The sequence below is a fragment of the Armatimonadota bacterium genome (assembly GCA_037138755.1).
Lineage (GTDB): Bacteria > Armatimonadota > Fimbriimonadia > Fimbriimonadales > Fimbriimonadaceae > Fimbriimonas.
Window position 1 is genome coordinate 1378039 of record JBAXHT010000001.1, and the last position, 21054, is coordinate 1399092.

The 21054-nt window shown below is 54.7% G+C and carries 24 protein-coding genes and 1 tRNA gene; 12 read left to right on the forward strand and 13 right to left on the reverse strand.

Annotated elements, in window-relative coordinates; all coding sequences use genetic code 11:
- Positions 1-127: 127 nt before the first annotated feature.
- The 3 genes from WCK51_06480 to WCK51_06490 all read left to right on the forward strand — a co-directional run bounded on the left by WCK51_06480 (position 128) and on the right by WCK51_06490 (position 2408).
- Positions 128-1228, forward strand: a complete 1101-nt coding sequence (locus tag WCK51_06480; protein MEI7576521.1) for a Nif3-like dinuclear metal center hexameric protein — start codon at positions 128-130, stop codon at positions 1226-1228.
- 42 nt (positions 1229-1270) lie between these two features.
- Positions 1271-2005 (forward strand): DUF2807 domain-containing protein, encoded by a 735-nt coding sequence (locus WCK51_06485; GenBank protein ID MEI7576522.1) that lies wholly within the window; start codon positions 1271-1273, stop codon positions 2003-2005.
- Positions 2006-2075: 70 nt separating this feature from the next.
- Positions 2076-2408: a YtxH domain-containing protein gene (locus WCK51_06490; protein MEI7576523.1), complete on the forward strand. Its 333-nt coding sequence runs from the start codon at positions 2076-2078 to the stop codon at positions 2406-2408.
- 52 nt (positions 2409-2460) lie between these two features.
- On the opposite strand, the gene WCK51_06495 is transcribed toward WCK51_06490, so the two are convergent.
- Together WCK51_06495 and WCK51_06500 are read right to left on the reverse strand one after the other, a co-directional pair.
- Positions 2461-2967 carry a hypothetical protein gene (locus WCK51_06495; GenBank protein MEI7576524.1) on the reverse strand — a complete coding sequence of 169 codons (507 nt, stop codon included), beginning with the start codon at positions 2965-2967 and terminating at the stop codon, positions 2461-2463.
- Between the two features lie 117 nt (positions 2968-3084).
- Positions 3085-3170, reverse strand: a tRNA-Leu gene (locus tag WCK51_06500).
- A 60-nt stretch (positions 3171-3230) separates the two neighbouring features.
- Between WCK51_06500 and WCK51_06505 the strand changes: the two genes are divergently transcribed.
- Positions 3231-3467, forward strand: coding sequence for an antitoxin VapB family protein (locus WCK51_06505; protein ID MEI7576525.1), 237 nt, complete (start codon positions 3231-3233; stop codon positions 3465-3467).
- Positions 3457-3825, forward strand: coding sequence for a type II toxin-antitoxin system VapC family toxin (locus tag WCK51_06510; protein MEI7576526.1), 369 nt, complete (start codon positions 3457-3459; stop codon positions 3823-3825). Before WCK51_06505 ends, WCK51_06510 begins: the two co-directional genes overlap by 11 nt.
- Here the strand turns inward: WCK51_06510 and WCK51_06515 are convergent.
- Positions 3815-4339, reverse strand: a complete 525-nt coding sequence (locus WCK51_06515) for a hypothetical protein (protein MEI7576527.1) — start codon at positions 4337-4339, stop codon at positions 3815-3817. The genes WCK51_06510 and WCK51_06515 overlap by 11 nt on opposite strands.
- A 27-nt stretch (positions 4340-4366) precedes the next feature.
- Here WCK51_06515 and WCK51_06520 point away from each other — a divergent pair, with 27 nt between their 5' ends.
- Together WCK51_06520 and WCK51_06525 are read left to right on the forward strand one after the other, a co-directional pair.
- Positions 4367-5785, forward strand: a complete 1419-nt coding sequence (locus WCK51_06520) for a family 10 glycosylhydrolase (protein ID MEI7576528.1) — start codon at positions 4367-4369, stop codon at positions 5783-5785.
- A gap of 91 nt (positions 5786-5876) precedes the next feature.
- Positions 5877-6983 (forward strand): Fic family protein, encoded by a 1107-nt coding sequence (locus WCK51_06525; protein ID MEI7576529.1) that lies wholly within the window; start codon positions 5877-5879, stop codon positions 6981-6983.
- A 123-nt stretch (positions 6984-7106) separates the two neighbouring features.
- Here the strand turns inward: WCK51_06525 and WCK51_06530 are convergent, their stop codons facing one another.
- Entirely contained in the window at positions 7107-7667 is a 561-nt protein-coding gene (locus WCK51_06530; GenBank protein ID MEI7576530.1) for a hypothetical protein, read from the reverse strand.
- 353 nt (positions 7668-8020) lie between these two features.
- On the opposite strand from WCK51_06530, the gene WCK51_06535 reads away from it, so the two are divergent.
- Entirely contained in the window at positions 8021-8878 is an 858-nt protein-coding gene (locus WCK51_06535; GenBank protein MEI7576531.1) for a hypothetical protein, read from the forward strand.
- A 127-nt stretch (positions 8879-9005) separates the two neighbouring features.
- Here the strand turns inward: WCK51_06535 and WCK51_06540 are convergent, their stop codons facing one another.
- Both WCK51_06540 and WCK51_06545 read right to left on the reverse strand, forming a co-directional pair.
- Positions 9006-9866: a site-specific DNA-methyltransferase gene (locus tag WCK51_06540; GenBank protein MEI7576532.1), complete on the reverse strand. Its 861-nt coding sequence runs from the start codon at positions 9864-9866 to the stop codon at positions 9006-9008.
- 55 nt (positions 9867-9921) lie between these two features.
- Positions 9922-10473 (reverse strand): hypothetical protein, encoded by a 552-nt coding sequence (locus tag WCK51_06545; protein MEI7576533.1) that lies wholly within the window; start codon positions 10471-10473, stop codon positions 9922-9924.
- A 264-nt stretch (positions 10474-10737) separates the two neighbouring features.
- On the opposite strand from WCK51_06545, the gene WCK51_06550 reads away from it, so the two are divergent.
- Both WCK51_06550 and WCK51_06555 read left to right on the forward strand, forming a co-directional pair.
- The gene (locus tag WCK51_06550) at positions 10738-11550 is read left to right on the forward strand and encodes a hypothetical protein (protein ID MEI7576534.1); all 813 of its coding nucleotides are present in this window, start codon (positions 10738-10740) and stop codon (positions 11548-11550) included.
- 170 nt (positions 11551-11720) lie between these two features.
- On the forward strand, positions 11721-12995 hold the full coding sequence (locus WCK51_06555; GenBank protein ID MEI7576535.1) for a terminase family protein: 1275 nt from the start codon (positions 11721-11723) through the stop codon (positions 12993-12995).
- Between the two features lie 39 nt (positions 12996-13034).
- On the opposite strand, the gene WCK51_06560 is transcribed toward WCK51_06555, so the two are convergent.
- Genes WCK51_06560 through pyk form a run of 4 tightly spaced genes read right to left on the reverse strand, consistent with a single transcriptional unit; the run spans position 13035 to position 16881 of the window.
- Positions 13035-14549 (reverse strand): YifB family Mg chelatase-like AAA ATPase, encoded by a 1515-nt coding sequence (locus WCK51_06560; protein MEI7576536.1) that lies wholly within the window; start codon positions 14547-14549, stop codon positions 13035-13037.
- 15 nt (positions 14550-14564) lie between these two features.
- Entirely contained in the window at positions 14565-15215 is a 651-nt protein-coding gene (locus WCK51_06565; GenBank protein ID MEI7576537.1) for a hypothetical protein, read from the reverse strand.
- Complete coding sequence (locus WCK51_06570; GenBank protein MEI7576538.1) at positions 15212-15490, reverse strand: hypothetical protein; 279 nt, start codon at positions 15488-15490, stop codon at positions 15212-15214. The genes WCK51_06565 and WCK51_06570 overlap by 4 nt, the downstream gene beginning before the upstream one ends.
- Complete coding sequence (gene pyk, locus WCK51_06575; GenBank protein ID MEI7576539.1) at positions 15487-16881, reverse strand: pyruvate kinase; 1395 nt, start codon at positions 16879-16881, stop codon at positions 15487-15489. Before pyk ends, WCK51_06570 begins: the two co-directional genes overlap by 4 nt.
- A gap of 64 nt (positions 16882-16945) precedes the next feature.
- On the opposite strand from pyk, the gene WCK51_06580 reads away from it, so the two are divergent.
- Together WCK51_06580 and add are read left to right on the forward strand one after the other, a co-directional pair.
- Complete coding sequence (locus tag WCK51_06580) at positions 16946-17428, forward strand: hypothetical protein (GenBank protein MEI7576540.1); 483 nt, start codon at positions 16946-16948, stop codon at positions 17426-17428.
- A 12-nt stretch (positions 17429-17440) separates the two neighbouring features.
- Entirely contained in the window at positions 17441-18463 is a 1023-nt protein-coding gene (gene add, locus WCK51_06585; GenBank protein MEI7576541.1) for an adenosine deaminase, read from the forward strand.
- On the opposite strand, the gene WCK51_06590 is transcribed toward add, so the two are convergent.
- From WCK51_06590 to WCK51_06600, 3 genes are read right to left on the reverse strand one after another with little or no spacing between them, the layout of a single operon-like run.
- On the reverse strand, positions 18444-19430 hold the full coding sequence (locus tag WCK51_06590) for a beta-ketoacyl-ACP synthase III (GenBank protein MEI7576542.1): 987 nt from the start codon (positions 19428-19430) through the stop codon (positions 18444-18446). The two genes, add and WCK51_06590, sit on opposite strands and share 20 nt — an antisense overlap.
- Before the next feature lie 15 nt (positions 19431-19445).
- Positions 19446-20510, reverse strand: a complete 1065-nt coding sequence (gene plsX, locus WCK51_06595; GenBank protein ID MEI7576543.1) for a phosphate acyltransferase PlsX — start codon at positions 20508-20510, stop codon at positions 19446-19448.
- Positions 20507-21043: a DUF177 domain-containing protein gene (locus WCK51_06600; GenBank protein ID MEI7576544.1), complete on the reverse strand. Its 537-nt coding sequence runs from the start codon at positions 21041-21043 to the stop codon at positions 20507-20509. Before WCK51_06600 ends, plsX begins: the two co-directional genes overlap by 4 nt.
- Positions 21044-21054: the final 11 nt, after the last annotated feature.

Here is a 21054-nt window from a genome sequence, read left to right on the forward strand (position 1 = left end):
TCCGCTCGGACTCCTTCGACAAACTCTCCGCGCGAAAATTGAGCACTGTAACCGAGGTAAGAGCACCAGCCAGTAGATTCGACATCCCCGCCTCGAGCCTCAATCCGTTCGCGACATAATAACAAGGATGCTGACCGTCCAAGACGTCCTCCGAACCCTCGAATCCTTTACCCCCGTTCGATGGGCGTTCGATTTCGATAACGTCGGCCTCCTCGTCGGCTCAAAATCCGCCCCGGTCACCAGAATCATCATCGCCCTTGACCCGAGTCCTGCACTCATCAACCAAGCCATTGCCCAGAAAGCTGAGCTCGTCATCACCCACCACCCCATCCTCTGGAGCGGCACAAAGTCGATCACCGACGCCAAAGACGATACCGCCTTCGCCCTATCTCTGGCAAAACACGGGATCTCACACATCGCCGCCCATACCAACTGGGATGCTGCTCCGGGCGGAATCAACGACACCCTCGCCGGTCTCCTCGGTCTCCAAAATCTCAACTCATTCGGTTCCGCCGCAAGCGTTCCGTACAGCAAGATCATCGTCTTCTGTCAGCTCGAACAAGAAGACATTCTCCTCGATGTGATGGCTGAACACGGGGCGGGAAACATTGGTAACTACCGCCGATGCGGATTCAAGGCCCACGGAGTAGGCACGTTTGAGCCGCTTCCTGGCTCAAACCCCTCCGTCGGCAGAATCGGAAAGTCTGACGAAATCGAAGAAACCAAGATCGAAATGATCTGCCCAACCCACCGAGTCTCCGACGTCATCTCCGCAATGATCGAGAAGCACAACTACGAGCAACCCGCCTTCGACGTGATCCCGCTTGCTCCGCTCGAAGAGCAACCTTGTGGCCGAATCGGCTCTCTAGCCAGTCCGATCACACTACAACAATTCATCACCGAAACCAACACCGCACTTGGAACATTCAGCATGGCCTGGGGTGACCCCCAACGAATGATCGAGAAAGTCGCCGTAGTCGGGGGAGCCGCCGATAGTGACTGGCGCCACGCCCTCGACGCCGGAGCCGATGTCTTCGTCACGGGAGAAGTGAAGCACAATGTCTCAATCGAAGCCACCAACGCCGGCCTCGCCATCGTTGCCGCCGGGCACTTCGCCACCGAAAACCCCGGCATGAAGGCACTGGCGGACCAACTCAGCCTGCGTCTTCCGGCGATAAAGACCAGTCACTTTGAACCCTCCGCTGGGCAATTTGGCTGCCCGATCTAACTTATTGGAACCCGGGGTGTCGACCATTCCGTATTGGTCTGCATGAAAGGTCTCATTCTCCTTCCCATCGGAATCCTCGCTCTCGGTGGATATGTCTACGCTGGATCGCACCTTGCCCAAGGTACGTACGCTGCCGTCAAAGGCAACGGAAAGCTCAAGACTGAGAACCGATCTGTTCCGGCATACACTAAAGTCGTCATAGGCTCCGCATTCGAAGGTCAATTCTTCGAGAGCACTCCCGGCCCACTAACCATCAGTGCCGAATCAAACATTTTGCCGCTGATTGAGACGAAAGTTGAAAACGAAACCCTATTCGTTAATGTCAAAGGTTCGGTGAGCACTCGAAAAGGATTCAGGATCACTGGTCGAACCGCAAAGCTAGCCGCATTCGAAGCTGGGGGCGCGGCCAAAATGGAACTCAAAAACATTGGTCGACACGCACTAAAGCTCGAAGCCTCTGGTGCAAGTAAGGTGAGTGTGTTCGGTACACCTTCAAGTTTGGACGTTGATGCATCCGGAGCGAGCGAAATCGCATTTGGGACACTCACCCTCGAATCACTGATTGTAGAACTCTCGGGAGCCTCGAAACTTAGCCTCGCGGGAACAACCAAGTCAGCGAACATCAGCGCATCCGGTGCGAGCAACTTCACCGGAAACATCTCTGGTGAAAAGTTCAAAGCGGTTGCCTCGGGAGCTTCAAAAGTGGAGATAAAGGGGCATTTCAACACCTCCACCACCAGCGCTAGCGGTGCTTCAAGCATTTCCAAGCCCTACTGATCGTATCCGAAAGAAACTGATTCATACTGATAAAGCCCAAGAAATTTACTAGGGCAGACTGGAGATAAAAATGAGCATATTTGACAAGGCAAAAGAAATGGCCGAGAAAGCCGCCGACGTAGCAGGCGACCTCAAAGACAAAGCAGTCGACGTGGCTGGCGACGTGAAGGACAAGACCGTCGACGTAGCCGGAGACGTGAAGGACAAAGTCGAAGATGTAGCCGGAGATGCAAAGGAAGCCGCTGGTGGCCTCCTCGGCAAAGTAGGCGGAGTCCTCGGAGATCTCAAGGACAAGGCAGTCGAAGTCGCTGAGAACGTCACCGGCAAAGACCTCAACAAAGACGGCGTCATCGGCTCCGCTGCTGTGGAAGTCGAAGAAGCTACCGAAACCACCGAAGCCTAAGGCTCTCAAAATTGAAAGGGGTTTCGACTCAGGTCGAAACCCCTTTTTTGCGTCAGAGGTTCTTTTCGTAGACAACCACGTCGCCGTCAATGACTTCTCCAGTCACTTCGATCGTCTCACCCTTCTCCCTAGGCACGAACTTAAATCGAATCAAGTCCCGATTTCCTGTAGTAGCATTTGGTGCTCGTCGGTCCGAAGCGACAACGAACAGGTAGCCTTTCGGATCACTGACCACTTTCCCGTCAACGCTACGGTACATCGTTGCTTCTCCAGCAAACTCCGCCACGTTTTGACCCTTAGCAAATCGAGCGCACTTGAGGAACCCTACGGTCACTGCGACATTGTGGTCGCCATCCCGAAACTCTGACCTGAACTTCGCCGATCCGCCGACTTCGAACCGTCCTTCTCGAGTCACCTTTTTGACTTCGATTTCGAATCGCACCTTTCGATTGTTATTGGACATCATCCATCCACGACCTCTACAACCTGCTTCGGTTGCGCCAGCTGCGAGCGCGATAGTAGCGGTGACCAAACTGAGTGAGACAAGCACTGATTTCATTTGAACTTCCCTTATTCGGAACCCTCTTTCCAGATCCCGATATATTGAATGATATGTCAAGTTCAAAGCCCTGCGGGACTTCCGGACTAGCGTGGAACCTAGTCGTCAATAAAAACATGGTGGGCGAGGAGAGAGTCGAACTCTCACGGCTATTAACCGCTGGAACCTAAATCCAGTGCGTCTACCAATTTCGCCACTCGCCCAAGTGAACTTTTTCATTTTACCAGAACAGAAACATCGAATCCTTCGTGTACAATTCATGCATGGCCACAAAGACAATTAGCATAGAACTCGATGTCTACGACTGGCTCGTCGCCAGCCGCGAACACCCAAGCGAATCCTTCTCCCAAGTGATCAGGCGAATGAAGAAGAGCGGCGAAAAATGGACCGGAAACTCACTCTACAAAGCTATCACCCTGGGAGAGCTTAAACTCGAGATCACTCCTGAGCAGGAAGCAATGATTCTCAATCAGGACAGGGTCGAAGACATTGCTTCTTGACACCTGCTTCCTCATCGACTTAGCGAAAGGCGACTCTGGCGCCCTTAAGTTCATCTTTCGAGCTGGCGAGCGCAAACTACACGTTTGCCCCATCGTCATCGGCGAGTTCCTAGTTCCGTTCGCGCCAAACCCCCAGCCCGGGCTGACCTTCCTTCAAAGTTTCGAGGTCCTACCAACCGACGAGCTAGTCGCCGCAAAATACGCTCAACTAATCAACCGACTTGGTCGCCAAAAAACCGTTGGCGGAACCAACGACATCTGGATCGCCGCGACCGCAGTTGTAAACAACGTCAGCTTGATAACCAGAAACACGTCGGACTTCTCCAAAATCCCTGAACTCCAACTCCTCAGCTACTAAGCCGAACCGTTCCCCGAACAATCACTTCTCCTTCCCGGTGCTCAACCCCCTCAAACACCACCGGAACCGGAAACATCTCCGCCTCAACTATCGGGTTCATTTTCTCAATCTGCGAAGAAACCAAATTTTTCAACCCCGCCCCCATCGCCGCCGCCGAAACTAACTGAATCGACAAGTCAGAAGGCGACGAAACGGCCAAAACCGCATGAGCCGTCACCGGAATCGGAACAATCACCTGCTTCTTAGCCTCAATATGCACCCCATCCGAAGCCACCGAAACCGAAATATCATAAAGATCGGCAGGCTTCAAGTTCTCTAAAAACACCTCAATCGACTTCGCCCGAACCGTCGCCACAAACCGCCCCGAACCCGTCGATTGCTCCAACGCAGAAGGCTCCAATCGCCAAGATTCCCCCTCAAACGAAACGTGATCAATCAACAACCCCACTGGGGTCATCAGCCACTCAATCGTCGACGAAATCTTCCCAATTTGAACCGACGAATCGTTGCCCACCCCAAGAATTTACCGTAGACTAAGCAAATGCTCACCGCGATGATCGCCCTTGCAACGCTGCAAAACGACCTCCCCCCCATCAATCGCGAGTTCCGCGCCGCCTGGATCGCCACCGTCGACAACATCGACTGGCCCACCAACCGCACCGACAGCGTCGAAACCCAAAAGCAAGACCTCAAAAACATCGTCGCAAGGGCCAAACAACTCCACCTCAACGCCCTTATCTTCCAAGTCCGCCCCTCCGCCGACGCCCTCTACAAAAGCAAGCTCGAACCCTGGAGCGAATACCTGACCAACCAACAAGGCCAAGCCCCAAACCCCGCCTGGGACCCGCTCGAATTCATGGTCGCCGAATGCCACAAGAACGGCATCGAGCTCCACTGCTGGTTCAACCCCTACCGCGCCCAGCACCCCTCGCAAAAGAACCCCGTCGCCAATAACCACCTCAGCAAAACCAACCCCGCAGTGGTCAAACAGTACGGAACCTACCTCTGGATGGACCCCGGCGAGCCCGCCGTCCAAAAGCGCTCCCTCGACGTCATGATCGACGTCGTCAAACGCTACGACATCGACGGCGTCCACATCGACGACTACTTCTACCCCTACCCAATCCTCGACGAAAACAAGAAGAAAGTCGACTTCCCCGACGCCCCCAGCTACGCCAAGTACGGCGGCGGAATGAACAAAGACGACTGGCGTCGCAAAAACGTCGACGACTTCATCGAGCAACTCTACAAAGAAATCAAGCGCCAAAAGTGCCACGTCAAGTTCGGAATCTCCCCCTTCGGCATCTACCGCCCCGGCATCCCCGAAACCATCAAAGCCGGAGTCGACCAATACGCCGAACTCTACGCCGACGCCGAAAAGTGGCTCAAAAAAGGCTGGTGCGACTACTACACGCCCCAACTCTACTGGCCAATCTCCCAAACCCCCCAGTCCTACCCCGTCCTCCTCGACTACTGGATCAAGGTCAACGACCAAAAACGCCACGTCTGGCCCGGACTCTACACCAGCCGAACCGACCCCGCCGGAGGAGCCTGGAAGGCCCAAGAAATCGGCGACCAAATCCGCCTCTCTCGCGAAAAACAAGCCACCGCCGGCAACGTCCACTTCAGCATGAAAGCCCTCATGAAGAACTGGGGCCTGCTCAGCACCGGCCTCCAACGCGGACTCTACAAAGACGACGCCTTCGTCCCCGAATCCCCCTGGCTCTCCCCCCGCAAACCCAAATCCCCCGAAATCTGCATCGAAAACGGCACCATCACCCTCAAGTGCAAAGGCGACGAAGAAACCACCGCCGTCTCCCTCAAAACCAAAGAAGGCACCTGGTCCCCCTGGACCCACGCCGAAGAAGGAGTCCCCCTAAAAAACGCCACCCAAATCGCCGCCATCAGCTTCAGTCGAGCGGGCATCGCCAGCGAACCGACGATTCAGACGGTCAAGTGACCTAAAGAAATCGAGCCATGAGGCGAATAATAACCTTAATCGCCTCACATTCTGAGGCGATTAGACGGTATAATCGCCTCATCAGGTTCAAATGTACATCCATGAGCTTCCCCAATGGCCGAAGTATCGCTTCGACGCCAATGCCCTGATCTCCAGTCTCGAAAGAGTTAATTCGGAGCGCGGAAAGCTATACGGAATCCTCGGCGCCATCGGATTTGACAGCATGCAAAGCCAAGACGCCGAGGCCCTCGCCGAACAGCTCATCAAAACGAGCGCCATAGAAGGCGAAAAGCTCGACCTGGAAGCAGTGAGAAGCTCTGTCGCAAAGCGGCTCGGCATGGCGCGCGCAGGCCTCGCCACCCACGATTACTACATCGAAGGGCTGGTCGAAATGGCACTGGACGCCACCCAAAACTACAATCAACCACTCACGCCAGAGCGCATCTTCAACTGGCACGCCGCCCTTTTCCCCGCCGCACGAAACGCCTACGGGCCGGTAAAGGTGGGCAACTGGCGAGACGACACCGAGGGTCCGATGGTCGTTGCATCCCAAAAACGGGGAAGGGAACTTATCCACTTCCAAGCCCCGGCCGCCCACCGATTGCCAAAAGAAATGGATCGGTTCCTCACCTGGCTAGAAAACAAGAACGAGCCAAGCCTCACCCTCAAAGCCGGAATCGCCCACATCTGGTTCGAAACCCTCCACCCCATGGACGACGGTAACGGACGTGTGGGGCGGAACATCATGGATCTGCTCCTCGCCCGAGCCGACCAGAAACCCAACCGCGCCTACAGCCTCGCCAGCCAAATCCACGCCAACCGCGAGGCCTACTACACCCTGCTCGAACGCACCCAGAAAGGCGACCTCGAGTACACCGAGTGGCTTGCCTGGTACCTCGACATGCTCCAAAGGTCCCTTACCGACGCCTCCGCCCAAGTCACCCAAGCCATCGCCCGAACCCAATTCTGGCATTCCATCAAAGACATCCCCCTCAACGAACGCCAACGCAAAGCAATCTCCCGAATGCTCATGGGCTGGGAGGGCCGAATGACCAACAAAAAATACGCCGCCCTAACCACCTGTTCCGACGCTACCGCTACCCGCGACCTTGGAGACCTAGTAAGCAAAATCATCCTGCGACTCGATGGAGCCAGAGGACGAAGCACCGGCTATGAACTGGTAACCCAGGAATCGTAGCGCCATCAAACTCCCATCGCGCACACCAACTAACAACTCCCCGCTTGACGGGGAGTCGGTGAGACTCCGGTCGAACCGGTGGGGCCGTTGTAGCCTCCTACCAACCCCAAGCTCCCGCATCACCTAACGCAACTCCTTCCGCTGATTCAAGATCATCTCCCGAAAGATCCGGTACCGCCGCTTCAAACGTTCAGATCCCGCCTCACGCTCAAGGCTCTCCAGCAACCGCACGGTCCCAGAATCAGCATGCCGAATCATCAGGCGGGCAAGATCGGCCAGCTCCCTTCGGTACACCCGGTTGGTCAAGTAGTCCGAATAAATCTCACGTAGCCGAGCACTTTGCTGTGGCTTCAGTTCGTACTTCTTCAGCCTTCGGCAAATGTGCTCCTTGTAATAACCTGATCTTAAGCAAAAAGATCGAACCGCAAGGATATCTAGATTCGTGTCGATGTCTTTCGAAGACCAGGGTTCATCCGGAACCGCTGACTGCAGCTCCTCAAACACTTTGCAAAACTGAGCGTAGTCGGGAATCTGCCGTCGTACTTCGTCCCATATCCGCGGATAATCCCAACCCGCGTTCGACGTCATGATCGCATGAAAACGCCCCCAAACCAGCTTCTGATCCACCTCCCGCCACCGCCTGCAGGCTTCAGCAGTGAGCGCCTCACGTTCATGTAGCTTCACGGATTCTTTCCCGAGTGCCAGAATCTTTGGTCATAACAACCGTTCCCGGAACCCATGGTTGATAATACACAAGGTCTTGTTGCTCGGATGCCCCAACATCCCCGATTCCGCAGGCTTAAACAACCAACTCAGATCGAGCCGCCAACCCAAAACTCCCCACTCGTTGGGGAGTCGGTGAGCCAAGCGAACCGGTGGGGCTGTGGTAATTGCCCACCAGCCCGGTGCCTCGGGCAGAGGATCCCAAGGCATCAAAAAAGGGCCGGGGGCGAGGTGGGCGCAGGCACCAAACTCCCATCGCGCCACCAACGCAAAAAACGAACTTTCCTGACCCAAACATCGTTCACCAAAAACAAGTGAACTTCGCCCTACTCACCGCCGTCGCCGCCGCCCGGCCCGCCTTCCCAACTTACACGCCCAAGTTTGTAGCCGGAGCAACCAGGGAATGCGTGATCACCGACGCCAAACCAAATCTCTCCCTCTGTGGCTACACCTGGATGAGGATGGTCAACAGCTTCCTCACCCAACCAATCTACGTCTCCTCGGGCTACACCGAGAAATTCGATAACGATCGAAGCCCAGACCAACGGCCAGGCCTATTCCCCCTCCGCCTTCTCGACTCCACCGCTCCCTGCGGCTTCACCGCCGCCGTCGGAGAAGACCCCCAAAATCCGAGCGGATACATCACCTGGGCCTGGACCTGCTTCCGCGGACTCCAAAAATACGCCACCAAGCGGCCCGAACCAAGAGCCCAAGCCAAAGAGTTCACCCGCCAAACCCTCACCGCCGCCGAGCAAACGTTCTTCAACCGTGAAGTCCCCCAAACCACAAACCTCAAGTTCACACCCACCGAAGTCTCCGTCCGCCCGATCACGTCCACTCTCTTAACCGGTTCGATCGTCTACCAAAGGGTCAAAGACCCCAACGACGACACCCCCAGCTTCGAGCCGCCCCCGTCGGTCAGCTTCGTCAGATCCGGAACCACCTACCGAAGGCTGGCCTCTTGCATCAAGGGTAAGGAGAAGTTTTCCAAAATCGAACCCGCCTGGGTATCCCCGGCCGGCTGGCTTGTCTGCATCGCCGAATCAAACGGCTTCACCGGCTACCTCTGGCTCTTTCCCCCCGGAACAACCTCCGACCGAACCTCAGTGATCAATCGAGACGGCCGAACCGGTCGCTCAAAGGGCCCCCAGGGATTCATCATCTCCCCCTAAACCCGCCAACCAACCCGAAGACCCCACGTCTGCTGGCGCACCTCTTGATGTCTCAGGCTTTCGGCACCCCCCGGGGCCCACGCCGAAGACGTCGTCGTCCAGAAAGAAGCGATCTGCCTCAGAGAAATCACAGGTCGTAAGATAGTTGAGGCTGTGGGACTGCCTCCAAATCAATCTCCGAATGTGTGCCGAACCTGAGCCAGCTGTCTTTCGCATACTCAGGTGAGAGTTCAATCGACTTCCATTGACGGCTCAACTGTTCTGCTACATGCCCGGTGGTGTTGCTACCTGCAAAAGGATCCAGAACCAGATCACCCTCGCTTGTCAAATACTTGATAAAGAACCGTGGCAGATCAGCAGGGTACCGAGCTGGGTGTATTTTCCTTCCAAGTGACTTACTGTCTCGAATATAGTCACTGTTTGACTCGTTGTTTCCTGCTTGGATGAGATTTGATGGAATCGAACCACCTTGGTCAGAGGCAAAGCTTCCATTTATCACGTGGCCACTAGGACGCACCGTTGGTTTGAGCCCTCGGCCTATCAACCGCTTCATGTCAGCACTGTATTCCTGCAAAACTTGTCGGTTATCGGCCTTGGCGAAGGGTTCTTTGACCAGCCAAAAAATGTACTCGACACTATCCTTCACTCGTATCCTGCGGACGTTAACCCATTCCGCAGGTGCCGGCATTTTGGCAGGGTTATACCAAAAGAATTCTTGCGCCAAATCAAACCCTAGATCATCGCACAAGGCGAGTAGAACTCGGTAGTGGTACAAACTGCGGACTGGAGCCCCAGGTGTCCACGCGCCTCCCAGATTGAGCACAAACGAACCGGTCGGCTTGATTATCCTCTTGATTTCCTTGGCAAACGGGAGTAGCCACGCGACGTACTCAGATTGGTCGGCGTTACCGTACTCCTTTTTGAAATGTAAGGCATACGGAGGGCTCGTCATGACTAGATCGACAGAGTCCGAAGGCAGTGACTTCATGTATTCCAGACTGTCCGCGCAATACATTTCACCGTACAACGTTCGGTAGATCGGTTCAGTTATGGAGCGCATCCACCACGTCCTGAAATTTTGTGTACCAGACGGAGCCTTGTACCGGATCCAGCTCCACTTCGTTCATGACGCGGAGCTTGCCAGCGTGAGAACTATGATCGGGAATGTCTCGAACCAAAATATATCTGAACTGGCTCCAGTCCTTTGTGTATCGCCCCATGCACACCGCCACGACATCGAAATGATCGCGGTCGTAATATCGGCTACTCGCATCCTCCTTTGACGCCCGAGTCTTCTGGATTTCAACCTCCAGCTTAACTCTACTTTTCAGCGGTTTGGGTTTACGTAGGGTCTTAACTTCCACTCGGATTCGATTAGAGTCAAGTGTTACCGCCGTGAAGTCATGCATCCCATCGACATCGTGCTCATCGAATGACTCCAACCAACCTTCTTGCGAAGCGATTTTGAGCTTTCGCTCGAAGTGGACCTCTGCTACCGCTCCCTCTAACGCTACTTTGAGCCGAAATCTACGATCGATTGCATCGAGAAGTTCTTGAGAGGTCAAACCGTACTCAATCTCAAGCGGGTGTGGCACGATTGATTATGTCACCCAGCCACGAACCGCCGACTCAAATTAATTCTCAAACTTCACTTTAAGTGCTCCATCAGCCTTCAGGTTGGGTTCCGTAGCGGCGTCATCGGGCAAGAACGGTGCCATAGCAAACTAAACAACTTGGACTGTCCGCAGCTATTGACTTAGAGGGCTGTGGGAGTGGTCCTTGCTCACTTAGAGTCTTTTGCAGTGCAAGATTTCCGCTCTGGCGCTGTAAAGAGTATCTGGTAAAGTGTACTGTCCAAAATGGCTGAATCGAAAGAATCTCTTCATAAAGAAAATTCACTGCTTAAAAACGTTTTAGTTGCCCTGTTTTTTCTTCTTACTGGATTCGGCTTGCTAGGCCTCGCAAGTGTCGATTTTGGCGTCACGGTTTGGAAGTATTTCCCCAAACTATTCGAAAAGATTGGTGCAGTCCTGTTGGCGGTCGGCATCGTTGATGTCCTTTGGGAATACGCACGCAAGCAATCTTTTCTTCACGAAATCAGGACCGCCATTATTCAAACCGATGCCCCGCCAAAGCTTGGAATCGAAGACGCGACTGACTCGTTTCATGATGATGTTCCATGGGCAAAGCTCTTCGAAAATTCTAAGAAAAAGACAATCAGCGTAGCCTTTGCGTATGGAGGGACTTGGAGAGGAATGAATGAGGCACGGTTGAAGGATTTCATAAAGGACGGAGGGACATTGGCCGTCTACCTCCCGGACGCAGAAGATGAAAATGTGCTCACGTGTTGCGCTCAGCTTTTTTCGAAGTCCACAGGAGATATGAAAGAACGCATTCTCGGATCAGAGAAATTCTTTGCTGATCTTCGGAATTCTTGCCCCAAGGCGAGCAAACGGCAGCGCAGTGTTCAAATTTATCGTGTCAAGAAACTGCTGACTTTTTCGGCTTATGTCTTTGAAACGCACACGATTTACTCGTTTTATACGCACTCAAAGGAAAAAGGACGCCCGCCAGCTCTGGTTTGCTCTAAGGGTGGAGTGATGTCCAGATACGTTATGCATGAACTTGATACGCTACGGCATGAGAGCACCGCCAAACTCTACGAACCGTAAGCATCCGAAGTCGGGCTCACTTGGATACGTCGGAATTCTGAATCTCTGGGATGAGCATATCGTGGTTCGGTAAGGTGGTGATTAACCGCGCACTCCCAAGTGAGGACCGAAAACGGAGAACTTTCCAACAACCAGGTTGACAAAACCCCCGTTTCATTGCCTATAAGTGCATGCAAGAATTCCTCGACTGGCTCTCGCCCATCTGGAAACCCCACCCCGGACAACTCGCCTTCCTAGAAGCAAAAGCCAAAACCAAAGTATTAGCCTGCGGACGACGCTGGGGAAAAACCGACGCCTGCGCCGTCCACATCCTGTCGAAGCTCGAAAGCGACAAACCACGCCGCCAGCTCATCATCGCCCCCACCAAATCCCAAGCGAAGATGATCTACAAACGAATCGTCAGCCTCATCAAACGCCTCCTAAACAAAGACCTCTGGTTCCAAAAGTTCATCGACATCCCCACGTTCCGGGACAGCGACATGGAAATCACCATCGGACACCACACCATCTGCGCCCGAAGCGCCGGACAAAAACACAACCTCCGAGGAGACGAAGCCGACCACATCGCCGTCGACGAAGCCGCGTTCGTCACCCGCGAAGTCATCGACGAAGTCCTGAGTCCCATGATGGCCACCACCGACGGCGAGCTCACCCTCATCAGCACCCCCAAAGGAACCAACCACTTCTACGAACAGTTCTCCGAGGGCATCAAAACCGACCACGACAAAGACGAGTTCTTCAGCCTCCAAAGCCCAAGCTCCGACAACCCCATGGTCGTAGCCAAGTTCCTAGAGAAACAAAAGAAGCTCCTCAGCGCCAGTGCCTACCAAACCGAATACGAAGCCAAATTCGTCCAGCACGACGGCTACGTCTTCGCCCGCGAAGCCGTCGAGCGGTGCGTGCACCTCGAACCCGAAGCCGACATCCCCGGCCCCGACATCATCGCCATCGACTGGGCGAGGTACCACGACTACACCGCGTTAGTCGTCCTGCGCGGCCACCAAACCCGCGCATCTGTCCTCGAAGCCGACCGCCTCCAGCGCACCGGCTGGAAAGAACAAATCGAATGGGTCAAATCCATCACCGAGCGCTACCCCAACGCCAGAATCGTCTGCGACACCACCGGAGTCGGAGACGGTATCACCAGCTGGCTCCGAGAAGAACTCAAAACCAAATCCGTGAAAGACCACACCATCACCGCCGCCAACAAACCCCAACTCATCGACGGCCTCGTAAAACTCATCGAGCGAGAACACATCCAACTCCCCGACTACAAACCCCTGCGCGATGAACTAGACAACTTCGAAGCCACCCGCAGCGCCACCGGACACATAACCCTCGCCGCCCAATGCGGACACGACGACCTAGTCATCGCCCTAGCCCTAGCCGCCGCCGACCTCCCCTACGCCAACCGAATGATGATGGTCACCGGAGAAAGAAGATGAGAAGACTCAAGACTCAAGACTAAATACTAAAGACTCCTCTCAGCCCCTCTCCCGGTACTGAACCGCTTCCGCCAAATGAGCCTTCCTAACCTGCTCCGACCCATCCAAATCCGCAATCGTCCGCCCGACCCGCAAAATCCGGTCAAAAACCCGCCCCGAAATACTCATCCGAGCCGCCACCGCCCGCATAAACTGGTCGCACTCCTCGTCCAAGACCACCATCTCCCGAATCTCCCTCGGCGTCATCTTCGCGTTCACTCTCGCCCCACCCAACCGAGCCCCCTGCAGCTCCCGCGCCGCAACAACCCGCTCCCGAATAGCAAAAGAAGCCTCCCCCGGCTCCTTATCCATCAGCTCATCCGGCTTCAACCGAGGCACCTCGAGGTGAATATCAATCCGGTCCATCAACGGCCCACTAATCTTGCTCGCATACTTGCTACAAGACGCCGGATTCGAAACGCACTTCTGCTCCGGCAACCCCCGAAACCCGCAAGGGCAAGGATTCATCGCCCCAATCAAAATACACTCCGCAGGAAAAGTCAGAGTATTGCTCACCCGAGCAACCGTAATCACCCCATCCTCCAAAGGCTGCCGCAAAGCCTCCAAAACCGACCGATCAAACTCCGGCATCTCGTCCATCAACAACACCCCAAAGTGCCCCAAAGAAATCTCCCCCGGCTTAGGATTCTTCCCCCCACCCACAATCGCCGCATGCGATGCCGAATGGTGAGGCGACCGAAACGGCCGCTCCCAAACCAACCCCTCCCGAGCCCCCTTTTGCCCTGCCGAGGAATGAATCCGAGTCACCGCAATCGCCTCTTCCAGTTTCAACGGAGGCAAGATCGTCGGCAATCGCCGCGCCAGCATCGTCTTCCCTGAACCCGGAGGACCAACCATCAAAACGTTATGCCCACCCGCCGCCGCGATCTCCAGCGCCCGTATCGCGTGCTTCTGCCCTTTTACATCGCTGTAATCAACTTCGTAGTGAGGCAGTCGAACATCTTCGCCATCATCAAACACCACCGGTCCAACGAGCAAGGACCCATTCAAAAGCTCAACCGCTTCGAGCAGATTCCGAACTCCGTAGACCTCAACGCCCACTGCAACTGCTGCCTCGCGAGCATTTTGATGGGGCATGATCAGCCTCCGGAAGCCTTGTTCGAGTGCCATCAACGCCACTGAAACCGCTCCATCTACCAGCCGCATTTCGCCGTCCAGACCCATCTCTCCTATGATGAGAGTGGATTCTAACTCGGAGATTGGCAAGACGTTGTTTGCGGCAAGAACCGCGATAGCAATCGGCAAATCCAGGAACGGCCCTTCCTTTCGCAGGTCCCCTGGAGCTAGGTTGCAGAGCACTCGCTTATAGGGAAAGTCCAGCCCGGAGTTCTTGATCGCCGTCCGAACCCGCTCTTTGCTTTCTCCGACTGCCTGATCCGGCAGGCCGACCAGGGTGAACATCATCTTCTCAACCGCGGGTTGGAGGTCAACTTCGATCACAATCGGCAACGCCTCAATCCCGTTCAGGGTTGCGGAGTGGGCTTTGGCGATCATGCGTATAGTTTGCCGTCAGCGGTTGGCAGTTTGCAGTTTTTTTTCGGGTGGGGGTACGAATTTGAGTTCAAGATCGCAGGCGACGTCCTCGGTACCGCCTTGCATCCGAGTCTTGGGGATTCGGAGCTTGAGAAGTTCTGGGAAGGGAAGTTTTGCATTCCAGATTGCGGTTCCGACGATTTTCGGCTGACTCTGTGCCCGATAAGTGATTTGATCCACGCGAATCTTGTTGTGGACGGAACGAACGACCGCAACTGCGCCCGCCGTCATCGACTCCGTTTCGTCCATAAACTCGGAAATCCAGTCACCTCGATCTGAATCTCGGTCACGAATGGATCGCAACACGCGCTGGAAAATGCCTTCAACGGGACCTCTTTCGGGCGGCGAAAACGCTACAGATCCGTTCGAAAACAACGTCCATTTTCGCTCTGAAGGAGCGGCTTTGTAATCCGTCACAATCCGCTGACCGTCCACAGAAGTTGCGATCAGTTTCTGGACAAACGTCAGTTGGATTGCTTTCGGTTCGACTTTATCCACCCGAATACGCAACGACTCCTCGTTAGCGAGGTCAGTGTCTGCGTTGGTAAACCGTGACGTCAGGGTGTAGTCCCAGAACTGTCCTTCCTTCATCACAGGAAGCAATACTAATGCAGCAATCAGAGTCATTTCAGAGGAGTCTCTCCGGGTGGAACCCAGCCGGCTTTTCGGGCTTTCTCTTCCATCTCCAAAGGATTAGTCGCTTCACGACTCTTTTCGGATTCCTGGATTTCAGATTCTTTAAGAGATTTGATCTCCTTTCGCATTGCGCTCGCCTTCGCTTTCTGGTCGCCATACATTAGCCAAGGTCCACGGGCGGCAAAGAGTCCGGCCGCTACCGCCAGGATAATCACGATGGGAAGGAACAGCCCTTTCTTCTTTTTTCGGGTTCGCCGCCGGTTCATTTCACAACCTGGGTCATGATCATATTCGTGTTTCCGGCTTTGCCAGCTGGAACCCCGCCGGTGAGAATGACGAGGTCGCCGGAGTGCAGGCAACCGTTCGCGCTAAAGGTTTCGACCGCTTCCGCCATGACGTCGTCCGTCGAAGAAGGCTGAGGCACCAGCGTGGCCTGAACTCCCCAGACCACAGCCATGTAGGCAACAGTCTCAGGGCGCCAACTCGCACAGAGAATCTTTGCCTTTGGTCGAAACTTTGAAACCAATCGGGGGGTTTGCCCGCTTGTCGAGGTGGTGACGACAGCGGAAGGCACAAGCTGACGCTCGAGAATGGCGACGGCTGCAGCAATTGCCTCTGTGTGCTCCTCTGGGTCCTCTTTGGTGTATCGGTCGTAAATGTCGTCTCCAAGTTCGTACTCGGCTTCGAGAGCAATGCGCGCCATGACTCTGACGCACTCGATCGGGTACTGCCCAGCGGCAGTTTCGCCAGAGAGCATTACGGCGTCCGTCCCGTCGAGAACCGAGTTGAAGACGTCCGAAACTTCCGCACGAGTCGGGCGAGGGTTCGTCATCATACTCTCCAACATCTGGGTCGCTGTAATGACGGGGATTCCTGCTCGGCCGCAGTGCTCAATGATCCGCTTTTGGAGTCGAGGGACGTCTTCGATGTCCATCTGGAGGCCCATATCGCCACGGGCGACCATCACGATATCGACTTCTTCCATGATCGAATCGAGTTCACGAATCGCTTCGGGAGTTTCGATCTTAGCGCAGACCTTCATCGTGGAGTGGTGCTTCTGGAGTTCCCACTTAAGGAGTTCGATGTCTTTTGCGTGCTTGACGTAGCTCAGGGCAATGAAGTCGCAACCGTAGTTGACGGCCTGCTGAACATCGTCGAGGTCCTTGATGGAAAGCGCCGGAACATTAAACGCTTGGCCAACCAACGTGATTCCTTTCTTGCTTTTGAGGTTTCCTCCTGTGACAACGCGTCCTTTGAACCACTCACCGGACCTTTCTTCGATACGAATCTCGATTTCTCCATCACCCAGCAGGAGCTTCTCGCCTGGATCCATGACTTCAAGGATTTCATCTTGCTCGATTGGAAGCTCGGCTCCCTTGCCCATCGTGACAACTTGTCCAGCAACTAGGTCGAGACCATGAGTTCCGAGATCTCCGACGCGGAATTTTGGCCCTTGTAGATCAGCGAGGATTGCAACGGGAGCAGTCGTTGGGGAAAGTTCGCGGATCCATTCGATCCACCGGCCCTTGGCTTCCCAGTCTCCGTGGCTACAGTTCAGTCGGGCGACAGACATACCGGCTTCGATCAGTTCTTGAATCCGTTCTTTTGAATCCACTGCGGGACCCAGTGTGACCACTATTTTGGTTCGCCTATCCATAATGCTTCGCTTCCGTGCTGGCTTCGTTGAAACCTAGCCTAGAGTATGCCGTATCATAAAGGACGTGGCGGAGCCTGTTTTAAGATCAGGGGAAGATGTTGAAGCAATCTTAAAGATCGCGCTTAGAAACGAGCATGGCTCAGTGGACGAGTTGCGCGAACGCCTCGCTCGTTCGGCGGATGAGCTTGGAATCTCCCCGGAGGCCTTGGCCCAAGCGGAGGAGCAGTACCGTAAGGAAGCAAAAGTCGATAAGTACATGGCGGCCAAGCAAGCGGGTTTTCGTTCGAGCTTGATTACTTACGGGGCAATCACCGTTCTATTGAACGTGATCTACACGATCACAATGTTTGGCAAGTTTTATTGGCCGGGGATCGTTCTCGCCGCCTTCGGTGTCGCCATTGCCGGGCACTTTAATGAACTCCGACAGCGTCCAAGCTTATCTGATCGAAAGTTTCAGCTGTGGCTCCAATCGGGGGAGCCAACTTCGGTCGGTACGGACAGCGATGAGTGGGCGGACAAAGAAGCCCGCGAGCGACTCGAACGGTAAACTCGTTGATACATGCTCACCCGCGAGTTCTTCGAAGCGATGCCAAAAGTGGAACTCCACGTCCACCTCGAAGGGGCTACGCAGCCCGAAACTCTTCTGAGACTCGCCAAGAAAAACGGCGTTGAGTTGCCAGCAACCGACATCGAAGGCGTCAAAAAATGGTTCCAGTTCGAGAATTTTGACCAGTTTGTCCAGGTTTACATCGCGTGTATTGAGTGCTTTCGATCCGGCGAGGATATTGAGCTTCTTGCCGAAGAATTCGCTCGAGAGCAAGCTCGTCAAAACATTTTCTATACTGAGGCGACCTATACGGCCGAGACGATTTTTCGAAGGTGTGGAGTGCCCCCAGATGAGCAGATCGAGGCATTGAGATCTGGCTTTGCCAAAGTTCCAGAAACGCGAGTTGAACTGATCATCGACATCGTGCGCGACATGGAGACTCCGAACGGAGAATGGACGGCGGAATTGTGTAAGAAGTGGTTTGGAAAAGGCGTCTGTGCCATCGGTCTCTCAGGGTTCGAAGGGCGTACCTCGGTCTCCCGGCACTCCGCCGCGATTCGTGAGTCTAAGAAGGCAGGTCTGAAGTGTTCGACGCACGCGGGCGAAACTCAGGGTGCAGATTCGATCCGCGAAGTGATCGAACACGCCGACCCCGATCGGATCGGGCACGGCGTCCGTTGCGTCGAAGATCCACACCTAGTGGCACAGCTCCGGGATTCTCAAATTCATCTCGAAGTGAATCCGAGCTCCAATGTGTGTCTGGGCGTTTTTCCTTCGCTGGAGAAGCACTCGCTTCCGCGAATGATGGACGAGGGCCTGAATCTATCGATCAACTCTGACGACCCCCCATTCTTTAACACAACTCTCTCCGACGAGTATCTGCGGTGCGCGGAGACATTCGAGTTCTCCACCGACGTAATCTACTCTCTGGCTGTCAACGCGGCGAAGAACGCCTTTCTCCCTGAACCAGAAAAGCGAGAGTTGATCGCCAAGGTGTCCGCCGGATTCAGTGCGCTTACCAGCGGATTAGATTAGCGCCCCAGACGAGTCCAGCCCCGAAGCCCACAGTCATGACCACCATTCCTTCTTTGAGGCGGCCAGCCTCAACCGCTTCATACAGTGCAAGCGGAATCGAGCCTGCGCTGGTGTTGCCGTATTTTTCCAGATTGACGAAGACCTTTTCCGGGGGCAAGTTCAGTCGCTTTGCTGCGGATTCGATGATTCGAATGTTTGCCTGGTGAGGGACAAAGAGGTCGACTTGGTCGGCAGTCATCCCGGCATCGTGAAGCACCTTTTCGCAGGCGTCGCCCATGGCTCCGATTGCGAATCGATAAACCTCATTTCCGTTCATCTTGATGCCGTAGGTGCGGGCGTACCACTCCTCACTTTTCGGCGGATATTTGGTTCCGCCAAGCTCGTTCATGATGTGTGGCGCGCCGCTGCCGTCGCTCATCAGCGCCGTCTTGATGATCCCTCTGGTGCTGGATTCTTGGTGGCCAAGAACGACAGCGCCTGCCCCGTCTCCGAACAAGATGCATGTCGAGCGGTCGTTCCAGTTGACCTGCTTTGAAAGCGTATCGACGCCGACGATAATCGCGTTGTCGATCTGACCGCTCACGACCATCGCGTTCCCCACCGATGCTGCGTAAATGAACCCGGCACAGGCGGCACCGATGTCAAAGGCGCCAGCATTTTTGAGGCCGAGTTGATCCTGTACGTAGCATGCGGCGGTCGGCCAGTCCCAGTCTCCCGAGACCGTGGCAACGATCACCATATTGATGTCGTTTTTGTCGAGTCCGGAGTTTTCAAATGCCTCTCGAGCCGCAGTAAGGGACAAGTCGAAACAACCTTCGTTAGGACCGCAGATTCTGCGCTGCTTAATTCCCGTGCGTTGAACAATCCACTCGTCGGTTGTATCAACAGTTTTGCTGAGCTCCTCGTTGGTAAGGATTTTCTCGGGGAGTGCGTGCCCGATGCCTTTGACGACGGCGTTTCTGTTCATTAACTTCCAAAGAAGTTACCCGTTTTTGGGGTCGACGAAGTTCTGAGGAAGTTCGCGGTGGACGGCATCTCGGATGTGATCAACTAACTCTGATCGGATCGCCTTGTCGGCCATTAGCACCGCATTCTTGATCGCTTTTGCGTTGCTTCGGCCGTGGGCAATGATGCACGTTCCGTTGAGCCCAAGCAGGGGAGAACCCCCAACTTCGGCGTAGTCCATGTGCTTGCGGATCGGCTTCATCACTTTCTTGAGCGGCCAATACATCGTCTGCATCAACTTGTTCGTCGGGACTCCGGCCTTGATCATCTTGGCAAACATCTCGGCGACGCCTTCAGCGGTTTTGAGGATGGTGTTTCCAACGAAGGCTTCGCAAACCACAACATCGCACGGCGCATTGAACATGTCCTTCCCTTCAATGTTTCCCGCGAACCATTCGTGATGTTCCAATAGCTTAAAAGCTTGTTTTGCAAAGGCGTTGCCTTTGCCTTCCTCTTCGCCGATGTTTGCTAGGTGAACTTTTGGATTTTTGCGTCCCATGACCGCTTCGGCATACGCTCGGCCCATGATGGCGAACTCGACGAGGTGCTCGGGATCAACATCGGGCGATGCCCCGGAGTCCAACAGGAGGAATCCACCGTGCATGTTAGGCAGTTGTGAACCAATCGCAGGACGGTGAATGCCGTGCACCTGTCGCCAAGTGAGAAGTGAGGTGGCACATGCCGAGCCGGTGGATCCCGCCGATACAAAAGCCTTTGCTCTGCCTTCCTTTACCAGACGGCATCCGACCACCATGGAAGAATCCTTCTTCTTTCGGTAAGCGTCCAGAGGCTTCTCGTGCATCTCCACGATCTGGGTCGCGTTGACGATTTCGATATTCTTAGGGAAGTTGGCAGGCAGAAATTTCTCGACAACGTGGGTCGGCCCAACCAGGAGCAACTTTCCGAGAATGCTCGGAGCCGCTTGGAGTCCACCCAGGATAATCTCGCCAGGGTAGTTATCGCCACCCATGGCGTCCAAAACGATGTTCGGCTCGCCGTGCGAGATGACCTCGGAAAGGTGGATCTGCGCGGCCTCGCTCACTCTGCCGGGTCTCCAAGGAGCTTTTTGAGCTTGCCAAGCTCGCTATTGTCGTTATCGATGATACGAGTTGCCCCTTCTGCAAAGATGCGATCACACTCTGCGATTGCATCCCCTTCACACTGAGGGTGGATCGGAAGGTTCAGAAGCAGGGTCTGTTGGATGAGTGCCTCGACCATTAAGTTGTTCTCCTCGAAGAACTTAACCGGCTCATCGGGATCAGCTTCGACTTTTGCGAAGTCCTGGTGGCTCATCGAGCTTGGAATTCCGACCACTCCAAACTGTTCGTCAAGAACAAACTCGATATCCATTTCGAGAGGTTGATCGCATCGCGAGCACTCCAGAACGACCCGAGCTTTGAACTCACCAGTGAGAAGGAGAGCATTGCCTGTCGAGATCGCTTCGAGGAATCCTTCAACGGGGGCGACCAGATCCAGGTCCTCCATTTCAGGAAGTTCTGTGGCAATGTCAACCGCCAGCTCCCGGCCAGGATGCTGGAGAACGTCATTGAGGTCTAGTAAGTCGTCCCTTCGCACCGGACTGAAAT

Bases quoted from the DNA above. Each gene is read 5' to 3' on its own strand.
- WCK51_06480 (MEI7576521.1), top strand. From the start codon at position 128: ATGCTGACCGTCCAAGACGTCCTCCGAACCCTCGAATCCTTTACCCCC.
- WCK51_06485 (MEI7576522.1), top strand. From the start codon at position 1,271: ATGAAAGGTCTCATTCTCCTTCCCATCGGAATCCTCGCTCTCGGTGGA.
- WCK51_06490 (MEI7576523.1), top strand. From the start codon at position 2,076: ATGAGCATATTTGACAAGGCAAAAGAAATGGCCGAGAAAGCCGCCGAC.
- WCK51_06495 (MEI7576524.1), bottom strand. From the start codon at position 2,967: ATGAAATCAGTGCTTGTCTCACTCAGTTTGGTCACCGCTACTATCGCG.
- WCK51_06505 (MEI7576525.1), top strand. From the start codon at position 3,231: ATGGCCACAAAGACAATTAGCATAGAACTCGATGTCTACGACTGGCTC.
- WCK51_06520 (MEI7576528.1), top strand. From the start codon at position 4,367: ATGCTCACCGCGATGATCGCCCTTGCAACGCTGCAAAACGACCTCCCC.
- WCK51_06525 (MEI7576529.1), top strand. From the start codon at position 5,877: ATGTACATCCATGAGCTTCCCCAATGGCCGAAGTATCGCTTCGACGCC.
- WCK51_06540 (MEI7576532.1), bottom strand. From the start codon at position 9,866: ATGAAGTCACTGCCTTCGGACTCTGTCGATCTAGTCATGACGAGCCCT.
- WCK51_06550 (MEI7576534.1), top strand. From the start codon at position 10,738: ATGGCTGAATCGAAAGAATCTCTTCATAAAGAAAATTCACTGCTTAAA.
- WCK51_06555 (MEI7576535.1), top strand. From the start codon at position 11,721: ATGCAAGAATTCCTCGACTGGCTCTCGCCCATCTGGAAACCCCACCCC.
- WCK51_06560 (MEI7576536.1), bottom strand. From the start codon at position 14,549: ATGATCGCCAAAGCCCACTCCGCAACCCTGAACGGGATTGAGGCGTTG.
- WCK51_06565 (MEI7576537.1), bottom strand. From the start codon at position 15,215: ATGACTCTGATTGCTGCATTAGTATTGCTTCCTGTGATGAAGGAAGGA.
- WCK51_06570 (MEI7576538.1), bottom strand. From the start codon at position 15,490: ATGAACCGGCGGCGAACCCGAAAAAAGAAGAAAGGGCTGTTCCTTCCC.
- pyk (MEI7576539.1), bottom strand. From the start codon at position 16,881: ATGGATAGGCGAACCAAAATAGTGGTCACACTGGGTCCCGCAGTGGAT.
- add (MEI7576541.1), top strand. From the start codon at position 17,441: ATGCTCACCCGCGAGTTCTTCGAAGCGATGCCAAAAGTGGAACTCCAC.
- WCK51_06590 (MEI7576542.1), bottom strand. From the start codon at position 19,430: ATGAACAGAAACGCCGTCGTCAAAGGCATCGGGCACGCACTCCCCGAG.